We start from the raw sequence: 18,699 nt of genomic DNA on the forward strand, positions 1-18,699 counted from the left end.
CGGCTAGTGGCCGTCCCGGTGAGTCCGGCGGGTTCGGCTGGGACTTGGCGGTCGCGGGCGCCGAGCCGGATCGCTTGGGGTCGGTGTCGCGCTGGATTTGCCACTGGAGTTTCTCCGGGCGCGGCTCGGGCTCCTCGCGGGGCTCGTCGCCGGGGGGTGTCCACTGTGTCATGTCGGCCTCAGTCCCGGTACTTGACCGTCGGGGGCGCGGCCTGTTCGCCCGCCTGGGTGAGCCAGCGTCCGTAGCTGGCCGTCCACGAGCCGCTCGCGATCGACTTCTCCAGCACACCGTTGACGAACCGGACCATGTCCTCGTTCGCCTTGGGGATGCCGATGCCGTAGGGCTCCTCGGTGAACCGCGGTCCGACCATCTTCACGTTCGGGTCCTGCGCGACCATCCCGGCGAGGATCGTGTCGTCAGTGGACACGCCGACGACCTGTCCCTGCTGCAGCATCAGCAGGCAGTCCGTCCAGTTGTCCACCGCGACGACCTCGGGTGGGGCGGGGGAGTCGCGCAGCTTGTTCAGCGACGTGGAGCCCTTGGCCGCGCAGACGCGCTGGCCGCGCAGCTGGTCGACGCCGGTGATCTCGGAGCCGCGGTCGACCAGCAGGCGCTGGCCCGCGACGTAGTAGATCGCGGAGAAGTTGATGTCGACCCAGCGGGCGCAGGTCGCGGTCATCGTGCGGACGACGATGTCGACCTCGCCCTTCTGCAGCGCGGGGATCCGCTCCGCCGAGGTGATGACCTTGAACTGGACCTTGTTGGCGTCCCCGAAGATCGCGGCGGCGATCTCGCGGACCCGGTCGATGTCGAAGCCCTCGATCTGGTTGCTGGTCGGGTTTCGGAACCCGAACAGGAAGGTGTTCTGGTCGACGCCCGCGATGAGCCTGCCGCGGTCCTGGATCTTCTTCATCGTGGACCCCTCCGGCATCGCGCCGGGGCCGGGCATCGCGCCGGGGCGCAGGCTGGCCGTGGGGTCGCACGGCGGGACCTGGGTGGCCGCGCCGGTCGTGGCGGGCGGGTTCACGACCACGCCCACCGGCTCTGGCCGTTGGGCGGACTGGACGGCGGCCAGGTCGACCGGCTTGCCCGTGGCCGAGCAGCCCGCCGCCAGCATCGCCAGTGCCGCTACGAGTGCCGCTGTGGCACGCCTCATCGGTACTCCCGCAGTCGTTGCCGGATGCCGAGCAGGATCCCGGCGGCGGCGATGATCGCCAGCACGACGACGCCAGGGACCAGGCCGGTCAACGCCGCGCCGGCGTATTTGGTCTGGATGAAGAACACCTCGCGGCCCGCGTTGAGGGCCGTGATCAGGTTCTTGTCGAGCTTGCCGAACTCCGTGGCCGAGCTGTCCGGCGCGGCGCCGATGGCCGTGGCCACGGCCTCCTCGTACTGCCCGCCGTCGTCGAGGTCGCGGATCTTCTTGTGCGCGGCGACCCACGCGTCGGCGTTGGCGAGGGCCTGGTCGACCTCACCGGCGATGGCGGGGCTGGAGGCCAGTTCCCTGGCCTGGCGCAGCAGGTTGTTCGGGCCACCGCCGCTGAAGGTGACCGAGAGTTTCTGCCATTCCTTCTCGTACCCGGGCCCGTCGCCGCGGGCGACCAGCGTCAGGGTCTCGTCGGCACGGCACTTGAGCGAGTTGATCCTGGCCTGCACCAGCACGTCGACTTGCTGCGAGCCGTTGCGTTCGCCGTCGGCGACCTGGGTGGCGCCGATGATCAGTGCCGCCGACCCCCAGACGAGGGCCAAGGCGACGGCGAGGGTCGCGCCGAACAGGCCGACGTTGACCAGCCGGTTGGTCTTGCGGGTCAGGTAGCGCTGGGTCATGACGAGCGCGGCGAGCAGTCCCACGGTGAGCACGAGGGTGAACCACGGAAACGACCTGGCCTCGGCCTGGCCCGCCTTGAGCCGGTCGTAGTCGATCGCGTAGAGCTGCTCGGCGGCGGGCAGGATCTTCGACCGCATCAGCCCCGACGCCTCGCGCAGGTACGCGGCACCTGCCGGGAAGCCCTGGCGATTGTTGGTGCGCGCCGTCTCGATGAGTCCCGTGTAGACGGGCAGCTGCTGGGAGAGCGTGTTGACCTGCTGCTCGGCCAGCGAGTCGCCCGCGACATCGGAGGACGCCTTGCCGAGGGCGGCGCCCGCCTGGGCGATGTCGAACTCGTAGCGTGACCGCAGCGCGGCGGGCTCGACACCGCCGGAGAGGAACGCGCTCGCCGCGGTGGCGTCGGCGTCCGACAGCGACCGGTAGATCTGCTGCGCGGCCGCGGCCAGGGGCTCGCGGTGGTCGGTGAGCTCGTCGAGCGTGGACTGCTTCGTCTGCAGCGTCACGGCGGCGAACAGGCCTGTGACCACGGTCAACAGAAGCAAGCCGACCGCGATGAGGCTCAGCCTGCCAGGGGTCGTCGTCGCCGAGTGGGTCACTCGGCGCAACGGGGAAGCCTGCCTGGCCTCGGCGGTCACCACGGATACGTCCACGGGGTAACAGTCAACAACACAAACCCACCCACAACGCCCGCTTTCCCCCGGCGGTTATCTGGCTGTGACGCCGGCACTCTTATCGGAAAGAACCTAGTCGACCGCCCTGCGGCGAGCCACCACGGCTGGATTTAACCTGCCGCGCCGCCGTGGCGACGGTGAGTCACCAAAAGTCCTTCTTGCGCGCAGGTCAATCGCCTGGTTGCCCTCTGGTTCTGCCCCCTGACCTCTGGGACCGTCGTCATATGACCAGTGATCACAACAGGCGGCATGTCGCCACGTTCTGCGGCCAGTGCAGCTGCGGCTGCCCGGAGCTGTGGATCGATCCGGACGCACCCCAGGGGAAGCGGGTGGTCCTCACCGACGACTTCGGCCAGCGCATCCAGATGAGCGTCGGACAGCTCACCGACCTCGTGGCCGACGTCAAGAACGGTGTCCTCGACGAAGTGCTCATCCCGAGCTAGCCCACCGTGGCCACCTGGCTCGGGTGGACGTGCACGGCGGCCTTCCTGGCCGTCGCCGGGTACGCGGTCGCCCGACTGGTGGTCGCGTGCCGCACACCCGGCTCGGGCGGGTGTCACCGCACGGTCGACACCGCGCACGCCCTGATGGCGCTGGGGATGGCGGTGATGTGCTCGCCGGTCGGCGGGCCGCTGCCGATGGCCGGGTGGCAGACCGTCTTCCTGCTGCTCACGGCCTGGTTCGTGGTCCGCAGGGAACCGGTGTCCGGGTGGCACGGCGGCGGGCTGCACCACGCGGTCGGCGGGCTGGCGATGCTCTACATGCTCACCGCAGTCCCGCACAGCGCCCACGCGATGGCGTCCCCCTGGAGTCCCCGGATGGCCGGGGAGCAGGCGGCGCTGCCCCTGCTCGGGTGGATATTCGTCGGCTACTTCGCGGTGCACGCCGCGCGGCTGGCCCGGGTGAGCCTGCGCTCGGACACACACCGGGTGGCCGCGGGTTGCCAGGGCGTCATGGCGGTGGGGGCGGGCGGAATGATCCTGGCCCTGCTGTGAAGACTCCTTACACAACTCGAACCCTTTCCTGGCGTCTCCTTGATCCGGCTCTGTGACAGTCAGATCATCAGGTCGTCAAGGGAGGAACTGCCATGCGGGTCAAGCAGTGGGCCGTGGTCGCGGCCATCGTGAGCGGGGTCAGCCTGATCGGCGGCGGGGTCGCGGCGGCGCAGCCGAGCGCACCGGTCACCATCACCCTGAGCCCGGAGCAGGTGCAGAACCTGTGTGAGAAGCGCCTGCCGAAGGCGGAGCAGCGGATCACCAAGCTGCTGACCCGGATCAACGGCGACGCGCAGGTCAAGGGGTCGGTCGCGTGGCTCAAGGCGCGGGCGGAGAAGGAACGGGCGGCGGGCCGGGAGACCAGCGCCCAACTGCTGGAGGAGCGCGCCGAGCGCCGGGCGGGCCGGGTCGAGCAGCTCAACAAGCACAAGGACCGGGTGACCGAGTTCCAGTCGAGGCACTGTGGTGCCAAGTGAAGCGCGCGCTGACCATCGCGGCGCTGCTGCTGGCCTGCGTCGCCTGCGAGCGGCAGCCCGCGGCGCCGGCGCCCGGATCATCGGGCACCTCGGAAATCGATCAGATCGAGTCCACCCTCGACGCCATCGAATCCGAGCTGGCGGGCGATTAGCCTGACGGCCATGGAGTCCCGTGGGCTGGTGCTCGTGGTCGAGGACGACCCGGCGATCGCCGAACTGGTCACGCTCTACCTGCGCCGCGACGGGTTCGGGGTGCAGGTGGAGACCAACGGGGTCGCGGCGCTCGCCGCGGCCCGGCGGGTCAAGCCGGTCGCGGTGGTGCTCGACATCGGGCTGCCCGGCATGGACGGCATCGAGGTCTGCCGTGCGCTGCGCAAGGACGGCGACTGGACCCCGGTGCTGTTCGTGACCGCGCGCGACGACGAGGTCGACCGGGTGCTCGGCCTCGAACTCGGCGCCGACGACTACGTGACCAAGCCGTTCAGCCCGCGCGAGCTGGTGGCGCGGGTGCGCACGGTGCTGCGGCGGGCCAACGGGCCGGGCGCGGGGGAAGTGTTGTCGGCGGGTGGGACCCGGCTCGACCTCGGCGAGCGTCGCGTGTGGACGGACGCGGGCGAGGTCGCGCTGACGTCGACGGAGTTCGACCTGCTGGCCCACCTGATGCGCAGGCCGGGCCAGGTGTTCGACCGGGCGCAGCTGCTGAGCGCGGTCTGGGGGTACGCCGCCGCGGCCGGGACCCGGACCGTCGACGTGCACATCGCGCAGCTGCGCGCGAAACTCGGGCCGCACTGTCCGATTAGGACTGTCCGGAGCGTCGGCTATTCGGTGGAGCGGCAGTGAAGCGGGCGTCTATCGCCGTCCGGATCACCGCCCTTGGCCTGGCGGTGGCCGGGGTGGTCGCCGTGGTCGGCGGGCTGGTGTCGGCGCGGCTGGTGGTGCAGACGGCGCGTGAGGTGACCAGACAGACGCTGTCCGACCAGGCCGATGTGGTCGCGGGCCAGCTCTCCGACAGCAAGCTCGGTCTGCGCCGGGTGGTGGAGGTGCTCGGCGGTCAGGGCGTGGCGGTGGTTCAGGTGCGGCCCAACGGGAACGTCGTCAGCTCCGACGCCACCGCCGAGCGCGCGGCGCGGCAGGCGGGCATCACCGAGCTGGCCGGGCCGGTGCACACGACGGTAGAGCTCAACGGCCGGGTCCTGCTCGTCGAGCTGCGGCCCGCCGATCCGCGCGGGGCGATCGGCCTGGTCCGGGAGACGGAGACGGCCAAGGGGGTCGGCCGGACCCTGGTCCGCAACATCGCCTTCGCGCTGGGCCTTGGCTTGCTGGTGGCCGCGGTCGCCGGGCTGATCCTTGCCGGGCTGCTCTCCCGACCCCTACGGCGAACGGCGGCGGTGGCCACGTCGATGAGCCACGGCAGACGCGACCTGAGAGCCCCGGTTGACGGCCCGCGCGAGGTGGCGGAGGTGGCGGCGTCGGTGAACGAGCTGGCGGACGCGCTGCACCGTAGCGAAGCCAGGCAGCGCGACTTCCTGCTGTCGGTGTCCCACGAACTGCGCACTCCGCTGACGGCGGTGAAGGGTTTCGCCGAGTCCCTGGCCGACGGCGTGGTCACCGGCGACGCGGTCGCCGCGGCGGGCCGCACGATCGACCAGGAGGCCACCAGACTCGACCGGCTGGTGGCCGACCTCCTCGACCTGGCCCGCCTGGGCGCCGACGACTTCCGCCTCGACGTGGTCGCCGTCGACCTCACCGCCCTGGTGACCGAGACGGCGACGGTGTGGTCGGCCCGCTGCGCCGCCGCCGGAATCCGCTTCAGGCTGGAGGCGCCAGCCGAGCCGGTGGTCGTCCATGCGGATCCGCGCAGGCTGCGGCAGGTGCTGGACGGCCTTGCCGAGAACGCGCTTCGGGTCACCCCGTCCGGCAGGCCCATGGTGCTCGCGTTGTCGCGGGAGCCTGGTGCGGCCGTCTTGCAGGTGCGCGACGGCGGACCTGGGCTGGCGCCGCAGGACTACGCGGTCGCCTTCGAGCGGGGCGTGCTGAACGCGCGCTACAGCGGGAGCAGGCCCGTGGGCACGGGAATCGGGCTGGCGCTGGTGCATGGGTTGGTCAACCGGATGGGCGGGGTGATCGAGGCAGGCCCCGCCCCGGAGGGCGGGGCCGCGTTCACCGTCCGATTCCGAACCGCCTGACCGGTTACTGGGTGGCGCCCTTGAGGACCGCGTACAGGGCGGCGACGGCGGTGGGGTCGCCTTCGGTGGTGACGGCGTCCTCGTCGGTGCGGCGCCAGAGCCAGCGGAGGAGGGTTTCCGGGTCCGCGCGGACGGTGGCGTCGGCCGTGCCGTCGGGTTCGGTGAGGGTGACGACCGTCGGGTCGAGGTTGACCAGCCAGGACGCGCCGTCGGTCTCGACCAGGACGCGCCGTCGGTCTCGACCAGGACGCGTTGGCCGGTCAGCGAGTCCAAGGCGCCGGCGAAGTCCTCGCGGAAGTGGTGGGAGGCGAAGGCGAGGAAACGGTCCAAGACCTCATCGATCCCGTCCACGGCCAGGTCCTGCGAGATCGGCGCCGACTCGACGCCCGCGGCCAGTTCGGCGTCGATTCGGTGGATCACCGTTTCCTGGGTCATCCGCCGGATCCAGAACGCGACCGTCTGGTCGGGAGGGCTGTCGGTGCGCAGCCGGGCGAAGTCCGAGGCGAGGCAGTCGAGGTAGCGGTGGGAGTCCATCTGGCACACCCAACCAGTTGCCGCCGCCCGGTTCGCGCCCGGTTTTCGCGAAGCTAGTCCGTGAGACCCGCCGCAGAGGAGAGGAGCTTCTCGTGGGTCCAGGTCAGTTCGCCGCTCTCGAAGTCCCGGACCACCGACCGCAGCCAGGCCAGTTCCGCGCGGCCGACGGCCTGCGCGTACTCCTCCTCCAGCCCGAAGATCCGCGGCAGCCCGGTGACCTCGGCGAGGGACTCGTCCAGTGACCGCTCCAGCACGTCGGCGCGGGTCCGGAGGCACTCGGCGACCTCGGTCGGTTCCATGATCAGCATCGAGGCCAGCGCGGCGGGGAAGGCGGGGAACTCGGTCGCGGGTGTGCTCAGCAGTTCGCGCAGCCAGGCCACGACCGTGCGCGAGCCCTCTTCCGTGAGCTCGTAGACCGTGCGCTCGGGGCGACCCTCCTCGCGGGCGGTGTTGCGGACTCGGATGAGTCCGACCCGGTCGAGGCGCTCAACCGTTTGGTAGACGCTGTTGCGCTGCGCCACGTTCGCGACCCGGTCCTTGGCTCGCTCCTTGATCAGCTCGCGCATCCGGTACGGGTGCATCGGCTGCTCGGCCAAGAGCACCAGCAGGACGAGGGCCAGCGGCGATGGGCGGTGCGACCGGCTCGACATGAACCGCAGCCTAACCGCTTGGTAAACTTAGTCATAATATGTATAGTCATGACATGACTTCTAACATCCTCATCATCGGCGGAGGCATCGCAGGTCCCGTGACCGCGATGGCGCTCCGCGAAGCAGGTATCGACTCGACCGTCTACGAGGCCTACGACCAGACCGCCGACGGCGTCGGCGCGTTCCTCGGGCTGGCGCCCAACGGATTGCACGCGCTGCACGTGCTCGGCCTGGACGAGCAGGTCCGGTCCGCCGGCTTCGACAGCCCCGATCTGCGGGTGGGCCTGACCCGCGAGAAGTCGGTCTTCGAGACCTCGTTCGCGGGCACCCGTTCCGACGCGCTGCCGCCCATCACGATCAAGCGCGGCGACCTCTACTCGGTCCTGCGGGACGAAGCCGTGCGCCGGGGTGTCCGCATCGTCTACGGCAAGCGCCTGGTGGACGCCTCGTCGACCGACACCGGTGTCGTGGCCCGGTTCGCCCACGGGACGACCGCGGAGGGCGACCTGCTGATCGGCGCGGACGGGCTGCAGTCACGGGTCCGCAACCTCATCGACCCGACCGCCCCCGCGCCGCGGTACGTGCCGTTCCTCAACACGGGCGGCTTCGCCCAAGGCGTCGCGGTCGATCTTCCGGTCGGCACGACGCAGATGCTCTTCGGCAGGCGGGCGTTCTTCGGTTACGCGCCCGCGCCGGACGGCTCGGTGTGGTGGTTCGCCAACCCGGCGCAGCGCAAGGAGTTGTCGCGCGCCGAGCTGGACGCGATCACGTCGGAGCAGTGGCGGGTCCGACTGGTCGAGCTGTTCAAGGACGACGACCCGCTGATCGGCGAGCTGATCCGGGCCACCCCGGTGATCCCGCCGTGCTGGGCGACCTACGACTTCCCGTCGGCGCCGCGCTGGCACCGCGGCCGAATGCTGATCATCGGCGACGCGGCGCACGCGACGTCGCCGTCGGCGGGCCAGGGCGCGTCGATGGCTTTGGAGGACGCCGTCGAGTTGGCCCGCTGCCTGCGTGACCTGCCCGACCACACCCGCGCTTTCACCGCCTACGAGGGATTTCGGCGCGAGCGGGTCGAGCGGATCGTGGCCACGGGCAAGCGGAACGGCTCGCAGAAAGGGCTCGGCCCGATCGGCCGAGCCCTCCTGCCACTGGTGTTCAAGGTGCTGCCCAAGCCGAGGCTGGACTGGATGTACGACTACCGCTCGCCGTGGAGCGAGCCGGTCGCGGTGTGACCCCGGATCGCCGAACCGATGTCGCCGACGCGGTCGGCCAGCAGGCCGACCGCTCCGACCGCGCGGCTCATCGGGTCGCTTCCGTCGCCACCCAAGGCCTTCTCCCGCAGGTAGGCGGCTTTGACCACCGCCCAGCGCTCGGCCTGCTCGGGTGCGAGCCTGCCGCGCAGTTCCGCGAGTTTGAGCAGGTTGGCCTCGGCGCCCGCGGTGAGGGTCTGCGCCTCGCCCTGGTAGTGGTCGTCGATGACCGCTTCCAGTTCGGCGTAGTTCATCACCGGGACGATGCGCTCCGCGAGCTTGTTCATGTTGCGGTACGAGCCTTGCAGCCCGAACGGCGGCTCGGTCCGCGAGGAATCGGCTTGAGCGGCCGACTCGATGTAGGCCTGGTTGTTGGCCAGCACCACTTCCTGCACGCGCAACAGCTTGCGCAGCACGGAAAGGATCTGCTCGACCTCCACCGCGGAATACGGGTGCGAGAGCTGGTCGGAGCGGACCGAGTCGTCACCGCGGGCCATCCGGACGAACAGGCCGATGTCCGCACGCTCCCGTGTGGACAGTGGAGCGAGAACCGGGTTCGAGGTGAGCGAGTTCTCCACGTAGCTCAACGCGAACAGCTCTTCCCGACCGGACAGCACGTCACCGAGGTTCCACACGTCGGCCCGGTTGGCGAGCATGTCCGGGACACGGAAGCGCTTGCCGGACTCGGTGTACGGGTTGCCCGCCATGCAGACGGCAAACCGCTTGCCGCGCATGTCGTAGGTTCGGGTGCGGCCGTCCCAGACGCCTTCCATCCGGCGCTGTGCGTCGCACAGGGAGATGAACTTCTGCAGCAGCTCCGGGTTGGTGTGCTGGATGTCGTCGAGGTAGAGCAGGACGTTGTTGCCCATCTCGAGCCCGAAGTTGATCTTTTCAATTTCTTGACGAGCGGTCGCATTGGGGGCGTCCGCGGGGTCGATGGATGTCACTTCATGACCCAGTGCCGGACCGTTGACCTTGACGAACAGCAGACCCAGGCGGTTGGCGACGTACTCCATCAACGTCGTCTTGCCGTAGCCGGGCGGGGAGATCAGCAGCAGCAGGCCCATCTGGTCGGTGCGCTTGGCGTCGCCCGCCGCGCCGAGCTGCTTGGCAAGGTTGTCGCCGATGAGCGGCAAGTAGACCTCGTCGAGCAGCCGGTTGCGGACAAACGCGCTCATGACCTTCGGCTGGAACTCGGTCAGCCGCAACCGGGACTTCTCCGCGGCGACCAGGGACTCGCGTTTGCGCTGGTAGGCGCGGAACGCGGACACCTGCTCGACGCGGAACCGCTTGGTGCGGGCCAGGAACTCGTCGAGCCGCAGGTCGAGCGCGCGGTCGGCGACGCGCGGGTGCGCGCCGAGCAGGCCCTCGACCCGCTCGGTGAGCGCGGCGGACGAGTCGTGCCGGGGCAGATCCGCGCACAGCTCGATCGCGACCGCCTCCGGCAAGTCCACCTCGGACAGATCGGTGGTCGCCTGGAACGCGCCGAGCCAGGCGAGGACCAGCTGGTGCCGGGTGCCGAGATCATCACCCAGCGAACGCAGGTCCTCGTCGAACTGCTGCCCGCAGGCGGCCCGGAACCGGTCGACCATCGTGCGGGCGGCGGCGCTCGTCACGAACCCCAGCGGCGCGCTCGCCAGTTCCTCGAACAGGTACTCCCCGACATCCTCGACCGGGAGCCCCGCGCTCGTCAGGAACTGAGACGCCGCAAGAGAAAGCTCCCCGCACAGGGCGGTGATGGCGGCGGGCGGACCGAAAGCGGAGCGGACCCGGGCGAGCGAGCCCGCGCGGATCGTCCACTGGTTCCGGGTCGCCTCATCGGTGCCATACGCCCAGAACAGCTGGGCGGCCGCGCGGACCGCGGGCGAGTAGCGCAGCAGCCCGGCGCCCGCGTGCAGCCGCAGCAGGACGTCGAGGATCTGGGTGGCGTCGTGGTCGTGGACGCCGCGTTCGTAACCCTCGTCGTAGCGGCTCTCCGCGACCTTGCGGACCTCGGCGAGCAGACTCTCCGACTCGCGCAAGGCGACAGCATCGCCGGAGTCCAAAATGGACGCCGCGAGGTGCTCGGCCCGGTAGACCTGCGGTGACTCGGACACCAGCAACTGCGACCAGAACACACTGGTGTGCTGGAAGTCCTGGTCGCGCACCGGCGATCGGTAGTCGGTGCCGGTGACCGCGAAGGCCATCTCGTCGCCGTGCGGAACCAGGGTCAGGTCCAGCGGCTGGGTGTTGACGGCGAAGGCGTGCTTGCCGAAGCGCAGCGTGTCACCGCCGTCGCTGAACAGGTCGAGCCGGTCACGCAGTGAGCGGCCCGCGTCCTGCCGAGCGGCCTTGACCCTGCCCGCGAGTTCCTCGGCCCGGACCTGGTCGCCGAGTTCGCGCAGGTCCGCGGTGACCGAGCGCAGCTTGGCGACCATCGGGTCGGACGCGAAGTAGGTGTTGACCTCGTCGATCGTGGCCAGGCTCGCCACCCGGCGGGTGACGCTGGCCAGCACCCGCTCGGCCGACTCGACGAGCCGGTCGGCGCGGCGGGCGCGGTCGTCGAGCAGGGCCTGCTTGCGCGAGGAGAACGCCTCGTAGACGTCGGTGCGCTTCTTGCCCAGTTCGGTGAGGAAGTCGTCGAACGCGCCGAAGCGCGACTCCAGGTTCTCCACCTGGAGCATCAGGCTGCCGAGTTGCTCATCGCAGCGCTCAGGGGTGTCGGCGACCGCGAGCGCCCCGGTGATGGCCTGCCCGAGCAGCGCGAACTCCGCGGCGAACTCGGCGCGACCCTCGGTGGCCAGCAGTTCCTTGCGCCGGGCGATGAGGGTGGCGCGGGCCCGGTTGACTCCGGCGAGCACCTCACCGATGCGTTCCAGGATGGACGTTCGGGCCGTCGCGTCGGCGATGTCGAGCGAGCCGACGACCTCGGTGACGACCTCCAGGCCCTCGGACTGCTCGCTGAGCCGCTCGCTGATCGGCGCCGCCTCGGCGACGGTGGCGATCGACTCGGCGTCGGCGACCAGCTTGGCGACCTGCTCGTGGTACCCGGTGAACGCGTCGGCGCCTTGCAGGAAGCGAACCGCGCGCTGGCCCGCCGAGGTCTGCTCCTCGGCCACCATCGCGTCGAGGGAGTCCACAGTAGACAAGTCGACATATCGCTGTTCGCGCAGCGTGATGAGCCGGCCCTGGGCGCGGCGCAGCTCGGCGAGCTGGGAAACCCAGGCGGCTGCCGACTTCGGCGCCTCGCCGCGCACGGTCCGCACCAGGGTGGTGATCTGGGCCGAGGTCTCGGCCAGCACCTTCGCGGCCTGCTCGGTCAGCGCGGTGACGGTCTCGAACTCGTCGAGCACCTGCTCGGCGGTCGCGCGCACCTCGGCGAGCGGCTCGCGCAGCTCACCGAGGTCCAGCCAGTGGTAGACGTCGAACGCCCGCGAGCAGGAGGCGATCAGCGACTCGAAGACCGCCGCCGAGGGCGCCATGTCGTCGACCATGTGCGCCACCGACAGGCAGTCGGAGATCCCGCGCACCAGCTCCGGGTTGCCGACCCGCTCCAGCGGCCCGGTCCCGACCGGCTGCGCGGCGGCGTAGGTGTCGGACAGGTACGGCGTCTGCCAGACCTGCATCGGGTGCACCCGGGTCGGCTCTTCGGAGACGGCCCGGAACACCACCAGGGTTCCGTCGTCGAACAGCGAATACCCGTGGCACACCAGCGGGTTCGCCACTTCCTTGCGGATGAGGTTGTACGGCAGCAGCAGCGAGCGGCCGTCGCCGCGGGCGTGGAAGACGAACAGCACGTCCTCACCGTTGGGCGAGCGGATGACCCGCTCGTACTCCAGGTCGGTGACGTCGGTGTCGAACGTCTTGTGCACGCCGGTGGCGAGGTAGTAGCCGCCGGGGAAGATGAGGCCTTGGTCCTCCGGCAGCCGCCTGCACGCCTGGCCGATTCCGTCGAGCCGCACCACGGACTTGGTGTGGGTGTTGAAGACCAGGTGCCGCCAGACGGTCTCGTTGTAGGGCCGAACGCGGATGAGGATCAGCGGCCCGACCTCGGCGTAGTGCACATCGGCGTCGGCCAGGCTCTGTAGCGGCTCGGCGACCGGCTCGGCATAGATGCCCTCGCCGGTCTCGGTGTTGTTCTCGATCTTCAGCGTGAGATCGCCGTGGATCGTCTCGACGAACACCTTGTCCAGGATGGAGATGTGCGGGAACCGGCCGAGCACGTGGTTGTCCCGAGTCGTCTCGACCCACTCGAAGTCGTGCGACGGCGGGAAGACGTGGTCCCGCTCACCTCGATTGTCCTCATAGGACACCAGTCCGCTGGGGGTGATCTTCCAGCGCAGGACCTTGATGTCCTCGGTGCGCGGACCGGTCTGGAACACCGCCAGCAGCTTGCCCTCGACCCGGCGCAGCTGCAGCAGCCGGGTCTCGCGGTAGTACCGGTACAGCTCGCCGAAGTCGCGGACGAACTGCTCGTCACGCAGCAGCTCGGGCAGCTCCTCGGCGCCCGCCGCGTCGAACCGGAACGCCTCGCCGTCGCGGACGAAGGTGTGCAGGGAGAACACGTCGTCGATCGTGGTCTCCGGCCTGAGGCCGATGAACACGTTGTACCCGAACAACATCAGCCCGCCGATGGAAATGATGTCGCGTGGGACGCAGTTGTTCTCGGTGCGGATCCGGTCGTTGCCGACCAGCCGCAGCTCGGTCCCGCCGAACACCCGAAGGCGTTCGGCGTTGAGCGCCTCGGCCCGGCGGGCCAGCTCGGCGGCTTGCTCGCCGAGCCGGGCCCGCAGCACCTCGTACGTGCCCGCGTCGAGCGCGGGTGCCTCCGGTGTGGTCACTTCAGTCGTCGTCACCGCGGTCGGGTCAGCTCTGCGCGGCGGCCAGGGCGGCGACCGGCTGGTCGGCGATGCCGAGGCGCTGCGCGTGGCCGAGCAGCTCCTGCAGCTTCGTCGAGTCGCCACCACCGGTGTTGATCAGCTTGAGCAGCAGCGCGGACACGGTCAGGTTCTTGACGTCGTTGGTGCCGAAGGACCCGAGGATGCCCTTGAGGTCGTCGGTGAAGCTCGCCGAGCCGTTGAGCCAGGCGCCGCCGAGCTGCTGCGCGACCGACGAGTGGTCGACGAAACCGTCGACCGACTTGCCCATGGTGATCGCGCCGACGATCTTGTCGAAGAACATGGTCTCGCCGCCGACGATGTCGATGTCGGCCTTCTCCAGGCCCGCGGCCAGCACCATGGCCTGCGCCTCGGCGACCTCGCGCTGCGCGTCGATGCCCTTGAGGCGGACCTCCTTGTCGGCTTCGAGCCGCAGGCGGTACTCCTCGTGGCCGCGGGTCGCGTCGTCCATCGCGGCCAGCGCGCCCGCCTTGTCGGACAAACCTTCGGCCTCGCCCTTGAGCTTCTCCTTGATGCCCTCGGCCTCGGCCATCGCCTTCTCGCGGTAGACCTGCGCCTCCGCGCGGCCGACCTTCTCGATCGCCGCCGCGTCGCGCTCACGGACCTGGACGTCGGCCAGCCCCTTGGCCGCCGCTTCCGCCTGCGCGCCTTCGGCGAGCCGGATCATCGCCCGGGTGTCGAGTTCGGCGGCCTGCTGGCGGGCCTCGGCGAGCACCAGTTCCTCGCGCGCCTTGTGCTTGGCCGCGGCCTCGGACGCCTCAGCCGCCTTGATGTCCTTGACCAGGCTTTCCTGGGCTTCGGCCTCCGCGCCGATGACCAAAGCCTGACGCTTGCGCTCGGCCTCCTCGACCAGCCGCAGCCGCTTGATGTTCTCTTCCTGCTCCGCGACGGTCTTGTCCACGGCGATGCGCTCGCGGACGACCTCGGCGACGGCCCGCTTCTCGGCCTCGACCTCTTTGTTCTTGGAGATGGTGGACAGCTCGGTCTCGCGCTCGCGGGCGATGACCTCCAGCATCCGGTCCTTCTCGATGCGCTCGGTCTCGATCGCGATGACCCGCTCGCGGTTCTTCTCCGCCACCGCGATCTCGCGGGCCTTGTTCTCGGTCTGGATGCCGAGCGCTTCCTCGGTGCGCAGGTGCGCGGTGTTGGCCTTGAGCCGCTCCTCGGCCTGGACCTTGGCGGTCTCGGCCTCTTCACGGGCGCGCATCGTGTCGACCTCGCGGCGCTGCTTGATCTCCGCGTCCGCCTGCCTGCGCTCGAGTTCCAGGATGGCCTCCCGCGCGTCGACGTTCTGGCGGGTGATCTCCTTCTCCTCGTTGCGCTGGAACTCGTTGGTGCGGATGTGCTCGATCGCGGTCAGCTCGGTGATCTTGCGGATGCCCTGCGCGTCAAGGATGTTGGCCGCGTCGAGCTGCGTCATCGGGGTCTGCTCGAGGTAGTCGATCGCCGCGTCCTCAAGGCTGTAGCCGTTGAGGTCGGTGCCGATGACCCGGATGATCTGGTCGCGGAAGTGGTCGCGCTGGGTGTAGAGGTCGACGAAGTCGAGCTGCTTGCCGACGGTCTTGAGCGCTTCGGAGAACTTGGCGTTGAACAGCGCCTGCAGGGTGTGCTCGTCGCTGGCCCGCTGGGTGCCGATCGCCTGGGCGACCTTGATGACGTCCTCGACGGTCTTGTTGACCCGCACGAAGAACGTGATGCGGATGTCGGCGCGGATGTTGTCGTGGCAGATCAGGCCGTCCTTGCCCGCGCGGTTGATCTCGATGGTCTTCACCGAGATGTCCATGAGCTCGGCCTTGTGCAGCACCGGGAGCACGACCGCGCCGGTGAACGTGACGTCCACCTTCTTGACCTTGGACACGATCAGCGCCTTGCCCTGCTCCACCTTCCGGAACAGCCTGCTGACCAGGAACAGCATGATGATGACGACGAGCAGGATCACGCCGAGCAGGATGCCCAGACCGGTGGAGATCAGGTCCATTCTTGTTGCCCCTCAGTAAAAGGTCAGATCAGGAGAGTGGAACGTCGACGGCGGAGATCCAGAAGAACTCGCCCGCCGGGTCGTAGTCGTAGATGAACGCGGTGTCGCCGGTGCGCAGCGCGGGCCCACCCGCGCGGCGGACCTGGATGATCGCCGAGGAGCCGTCGTCGGCGGTGACCTCGGCCTGGCCGAAGGTCTCGTCGACCACGCCGGTACGCACCACGCACAGCCTGCCGACGAAGTCGATGCGGGAGGCCACGGCCTCGTCGCCGAACATCCGGCGCAGCGGGACGACGACGATCCGGGTCACGAGCAGCGCGATGAGCAGCGCCGCCAACAGCACGCCGATCAGGAGCGCGATCCTGAGCGGGGACGGGAATCCGACGTCGGCGAGCAGCACCGTGCCCACGAGGGCGACGAACCACGCCACCACGATCACCAGGGTGAACGCGATGCCGGCGGGCACACCCCCGAGGCCGAACCCGTCCGCGACGCCGCCATCAAAGGTGTCCGCTGTGTCTACTTCGGACGCACCCAGCGCGACGAAGAGCCAATAAAGGATCACGACGAGCAGGAGGAAAGTGAACAACACGACGGGGAAACGGAGAGTCGTCGCGACGAACTCACCCATGTACCGCCCCCATCGCCCCAGTTGTGGAGCCCGATCCTAGTGGGCTTCCCCTGTGTTGTTCGCGATTCCGCGCGACAATGTGACGCGGTGGAGATCGCCGAGGTTCCGCCCGCCCACAGCGGACCAGAGATTGGTGTTACCGGAAGTAACTGTTACTTGCTATCATGGCTTCGAACAGCCGCGAGAGAGGCAAGGACCGATGACGCTGGCACACGCCGACACACCGCCCGCCGGGGGCGCGCCCGTCCTGCAGATCCTTGTCGCGCTGGGCATGTTCGCAGCGGTGTTCATCCCGCTGGCGGTCTTCGTCGTGCGCGAGGCCAAGGGCCGCGAGACTGCGCTGGGTCGGCTGGCCGACTTCAGCGCCCGGATCACCGGCCTGCCCCGCTGGGCGCCGCTGCCGATGGCCGTCGCCTTCGCCTCCGGCATGTCGGCGCTGATCGGCGTCTACTGGGACGTGCCGATCCACATGGAGCTCGGCCGCGACGAAGGCCCGCTGGCCAACCCCTCGCACTACCCGATTTACTTCGGACTCGTCGGCATCTTCGCCTCCGGCATCATCAGCGCCGCGCTGTCCGTGCGCGACATGCCGCCCGGCGGTCTGAAGATCGGCCCCAACCTGCGCATCCCGCGCGGCAGCGTGCTGATGATGGCCACCGGCTCGGTCGGCCTGATGGGCTTCCCCCTCGACGACCTGTGGCACCGGCTCTTCGGCCAGGACGTCACCGAGTGGGGTCCCACGCACGTGCTGATGATCTGCGGCGGCATCATCGTGGTCATCGGCATCCAGCTGCTGCTCGCCGAGGCCCGGCAGATCACCGGGGACACGAAGATCACCCGCTGGCTCGGCGTGATCGCGGCAGGCGCCTGGCTGATGGGCACCTCGGCGATGCTGATGGAGTTCGACCTCGGCGTCCCGCAGTTCCCGATGCTCGCCCACGTCGGGCTGGTCGCACTGACCACGACGTGGCCGATGGTCGTGGCCCGGGCGGGCTTCGGTCCCGGCGGCGCGCTGATCACCGTCGCGGTGCTGATCGTGTCCCGGCTGGTGTTCGTGGCGGTTCCGTTCGCCCAGGACTTCCACGTCGCGGTGCTGCTGCCGTGCATCGCCGAGGCGATCATCATCGAGGTCGTCGCGCTCTTCCTGCGTCCCGGCCACGCCTTCGGCGCGGTGTCCGGTCTGGCGGTCGGCACCCTGGGCATGCTCGCCGAGACCGGCCTGAGCCAGTGGATCATGCCGGACCCGTGGCCGACCTCGATGCTGGTCGACACACTGGTCGTCGGGGTGCTCGCCGGTGTCGCCGGTGGTCTCATCGGCGCCTGGCAGCACCAGCGGATCACCGAGATCGCCCACCCTCAGGCGGTCCGCCCCCAGGGCTTCCGCCGCAGGCACGCCCTGGGACTCGTCGGCGCGCTCGGCGCGACGGCCGTGCTCGGCTTCGTCGTCCCGCCGCAGGACCCGGAACCCGGCTGGACGGCCGACATCCAGCTCACCGAGTCCGCCACCGGCCTGCACGTCGAGCGGCCCGACGGCGCCCCAGAGCGCTGGGTCAACGCCACGGTCAAGATCACGCCCGCGGAGATCGCCGAGGACGCGGTGTGGCTCAATGGCTTCTCTTGGCAGGGCGGCGGGTTCAACAGCGCGCCGCTGATCCCGCTGGGCGACGGCGCCTACCGGACCAGCGAGCCGCTCCCGGTGTTCGGCAACTGGAAGTCGGGCATCCGGCTGCACACCAGCGACCGGGTGCTGACCATGGCGCCGGTGTACGCCCCGGCCGACCCCGCGGCGAACGCCCCGGCGATCGCCGCCGTCGACGGGCCGCACCCGTTCATCGCGGAGATCGACTTCCTGCAGCGGGAGCGTAAGGCGGACACCCCGGCGGTGCTGTGGTCGATCGCATACCTGTTTGTCGGCGGCGTGTTCGCTCTGGCTTGGGCGTTGTTCGCTTGGCTGTATGCCTCCGCTGCTCAGCCTGTGCGGGAGCGGTCTTCGGCTACGGCTTAGTGAGCGCGCTGACTCGATCAAGGGATCGCGCGTTCCAAGGCGTCCAGCATGGGCGCTACGCGGTAGGGGATCTGTTCGGTCATCGCGACTGCGGTGGTGCTGCGGATGACGCCTCTGCAGGCCAGCACCGCGTTGATCACCTCGTGCAGGTGCCTGGTGTTGCGGGCGGCGACGCGGACCAGCAGGTCGCCGTCGCCCGCGATGCCGTGGGCTTCCAGCACGAACGGCACGACGGCGAGGTCCTCGATCGCGGACCCCAGCCTGCCCTGGGCGACCTGCACCGTCAGGAACGCGGTGACCTCGACGCCCAGTTCGGTGTAGTCCACCGAGCGGCCGCGCAGGCCGACCACGCCCTGGCGTTCGAGCCGGGCGACACGCGCGTGCGCGGTGTTGCGCGCGATGCCCAATCGCTCCGCCAGCTCGGTGATGCCGATGCGCGGACTCGCCACCAGCTCGCGGATGACCCGCAGGTCAAGCCGGTTCAGCATGCCCATGCTGCGCAACCTCCTCACTGGACGCGAACCAGATTTGAGCATTTCGCTCAAATTCCACCTCACAGTCTTGCACTACGCTCACCGTGGGCCGTCTCCTTGCCCGCGACGCGCAGGCGAATG

Annotated in this window: 15 protein-coding genes and 1 pseudogene; 8 read left to right on the forward strand and 8 right to left on the reverse strand. The window is 69.7% G+C overall.

Going from position 1 to position 18,699, the window contains the following annotated elements:
* Positions 1–179 precede the first annotated feature (179 nt).
* Together ACRDSQ_RS02140 and ACRDSQ_RS02145 are read right to left on the reverse strand one after the other, a co-directional pair.
* Positions 180–1,157, reverse strand: coding sequence for a glutamate ABC transporter substrate-binding protein (locus tag ACRDSQ_RS02140; protein WP_431418272.1), 978 nt, complete (start codon positions 1,155–1,157; stop codon positions 180–182).
* Entirely contained in the window at positions 1,154–2,479 is a 1,326-nt protein-coding gene (locus tag ACRDSQ_RS02145; protein ID WP_431418274.1) for a hypothetical protein, read from the reverse strand. Before ACRDSQ_RS02145 ends, ACRDSQ_RS02140 begins: the two co-directional genes overlap by 4 nt.
* Before the next feature lie 245 nt (positions 2,480–2,724).
* Here ACRDSQ_RS02145 and ACRDSQ_RS02150 point away from each other — a divergent pair, with 245 nt between their 5' ends.
* From ACRDSQ_RS02150 to ACRDSQ_RS02175, 6 genes are all read left to right on the forward strand, one after another.
* The gene (locus ACRDSQ_RS02150) at positions 2,725–2,943 is read left to right on the forward strand and encodes a hypothetical protein (RefSeq protein ID WP_431418275.1); all 219 of its coding nucleotides are present in this window, start codon (positions 2,725–2,727) and stop codon (positions 2,941–2,943) included.
* A 6-nt stretch (positions 2,944–2,949) separates the two neighbouring features.
* Positions 2,950–3,495 (forward strand): DUF5134 domain-containing protein, encoded by a 546-nt coding sequence (locus tag ACRDSQ_RS02155; RefSeq protein WP_431418276.1) that lies wholly within the window; start codon positions 2,950–2,952, stop codon positions 3,493–3,495.
* A 92-nt stretch (positions 3,496–3,587) separates the two neighbouring features.
* The gene (locus tag ACRDSQ_RS02160; protein ID WP_431418278.1) at positions 3,588–3,971 is read left to right on the forward strand and encodes a hypothetical protein; all 384 of its coding nucleotides are present in this window, start codon (positions 3,588–3,590) and stop codon (positions 3,969–3,971) included.
* The gene (locus tag ACRDSQ_RS02165) at positions 3,968–4,123 is read left to right on the forward strand and encodes a hypothetical protein (protein WP_431418279.1); all 156 of its coding nucleotides are present in this window, start codon (positions 3,968–3,970) and stop codon (positions 4,121–4,123) included. The genes ACRDSQ_RS02160 and ACRDSQ_RS02165 overlap by 4 nt, the downstream gene beginning before the upstream one ends.
* 10 nt (positions 4,124–4,133) lie before the next feature.
* Positions 4,134–4,811: a response regulator transcription factor gene (locus ACRDSQ_RS02170; protein WP_431418281.1), complete on the forward strand. Its 678-nt coding sequence runs from the start codon at positions 4,134–4,136 to the stop codon at positions 4,809–4,811.
* Positions 4,808–6,157 (forward strand): HAMP domain-containing sensor histidine kinase, encoded by a 1,350-nt coding sequence (locus tag ACRDSQ_RS02175; protein WP_431418282.1) that lies wholly within the window; start codon positions 4,808–4,810, stop codon positions 6,155–6,157. Before ACRDSQ_RS02170 ends, ACRDSQ_RS02175 begins: the two co-directional genes overlap by 4 nt.
* A gap of 4 nt (positions 6,158–6,161) precedes the next feature.
* Here the strand turns inward: ACRDSQ_RS02175 and ACRDSQ_RS02180 are convergent.
* Positions 6,162–6,404: pseudogene (locus ACRDSQ_RS02180) on the reverse strand (hypothetical protein); the annotation flags it as partial.
* Positions 6,405–6,744: 340 nt separating this feature from the next.
* Positions 6,745–7,341: a PadR family transcriptional regulator gene (locus tag ACRDSQ_RS02185; protein ID WP_431418284.1), complete on the reverse strand. Its 597-nt coding sequence runs from the start codon at positions 7,339–7,341 to the stop codon at positions 6,745–6,747.
* Between the two features lie 53 nt (positions 7,342–7,394).
* Between ACRDSQ_RS02185 and ACRDSQ_RS02190 the strand changes: the two genes are divergently transcribed.
* Positions 7,395–8,576 (forward strand): FAD-dependent oxidoreductase, encoded by a 1,182-nt coding sequence (locus ACRDSQ_RS02190; protein WP_431418286.1) that lies wholly within the window; start codon positions 7,395–7,397, stop codon positions 8,574–8,576.
* Here the strand turns inward: ACRDSQ_RS02190 and ACRDSQ_RS02195 are convergent.
* The 3 genes from ACRDSQ_RS02195 to ACRDSQ_RS02205 are packed head-to-tail and all read right to left on the reverse strand — an operon-like array spanning position 8,540 to position 16,080.
* Complete coding sequence (locus tag ACRDSQ_RS02195) at positions 8,540–13,414, reverse strand: DNA repair ATPase (RefSeq protein ID WP_431418288.1); 4,875 nt, start codon at positions 13,412–13,414, stop codon at positions 8,540–8,542. The two genes, ACRDSQ_RS02190 and ACRDSQ_RS02195, sit on opposite strands and share 37 nt — an antisense overlap.
* Before the next feature lie 25 nt (positions 13,415–13,439).
* Positions 13,440–15,449 (reverse strand): flotillin family protein, encoded by a 2,010-nt coding sequence (locus tag ACRDSQ_RS02200; protein WP_431418290.1) that lies wholly within the window; start codon positions 15,447–15,449, stop codon positions 13,440–13,442.
* A 28-nt stretch (positions 15,450–15,477) separates the two neighbouring features.
* Entirely contained in the window at positions 15,478–16,080 is a 603-nt protein-coding gene (locus ACRDSQ_RS02205; RefSeq protein ID WP_431418292.1) for a hypothetical protein, read from the reverse strand.
* Between the two features lie 199 nt (positions 16,081–16,279).
* Here ACRDSQ_RS02205 and ACRDSQ_RS02210 point away from each other — a divergent pair, with 199 nt between their 5' ends.
* Entirely contained in the window at positions 16,280–18,085 is a 1,806-nt protein-coding gene (locus tag ACRDSQ_RS02210; RefSeq protein WP_431418293.1) for a hypothetical protein, read from the forward strand.
* Between the two features lie 17 nt (positions 18,086–18,102).
* Here ACRDSQ_RS02210 and ACRDSQ_RS02215 read toward each other — a convergent pair whose 3' ends face one another.
* Entirely contained in the window at positions 18,103–18,579 is a 477-nt protein-coding gene (locus tag ACRDSQ_RS02215; RefSeq protein WP_431418295.1) for an Lrp/AsnC family transcriptional regulator, read from the reverse strand.
* Between the last annotated feature and the right edge of the window lie 120 nt (positions 18,580–18,699).

The organism is Actinokineospora sp. (assembly GCF_050699995.1).
Classification (GTDB): Bacteria; Actinomycetota; Actinomycetes; order Mycobacteriales; family Pseudonocardiaceae; genus Actinokineospora.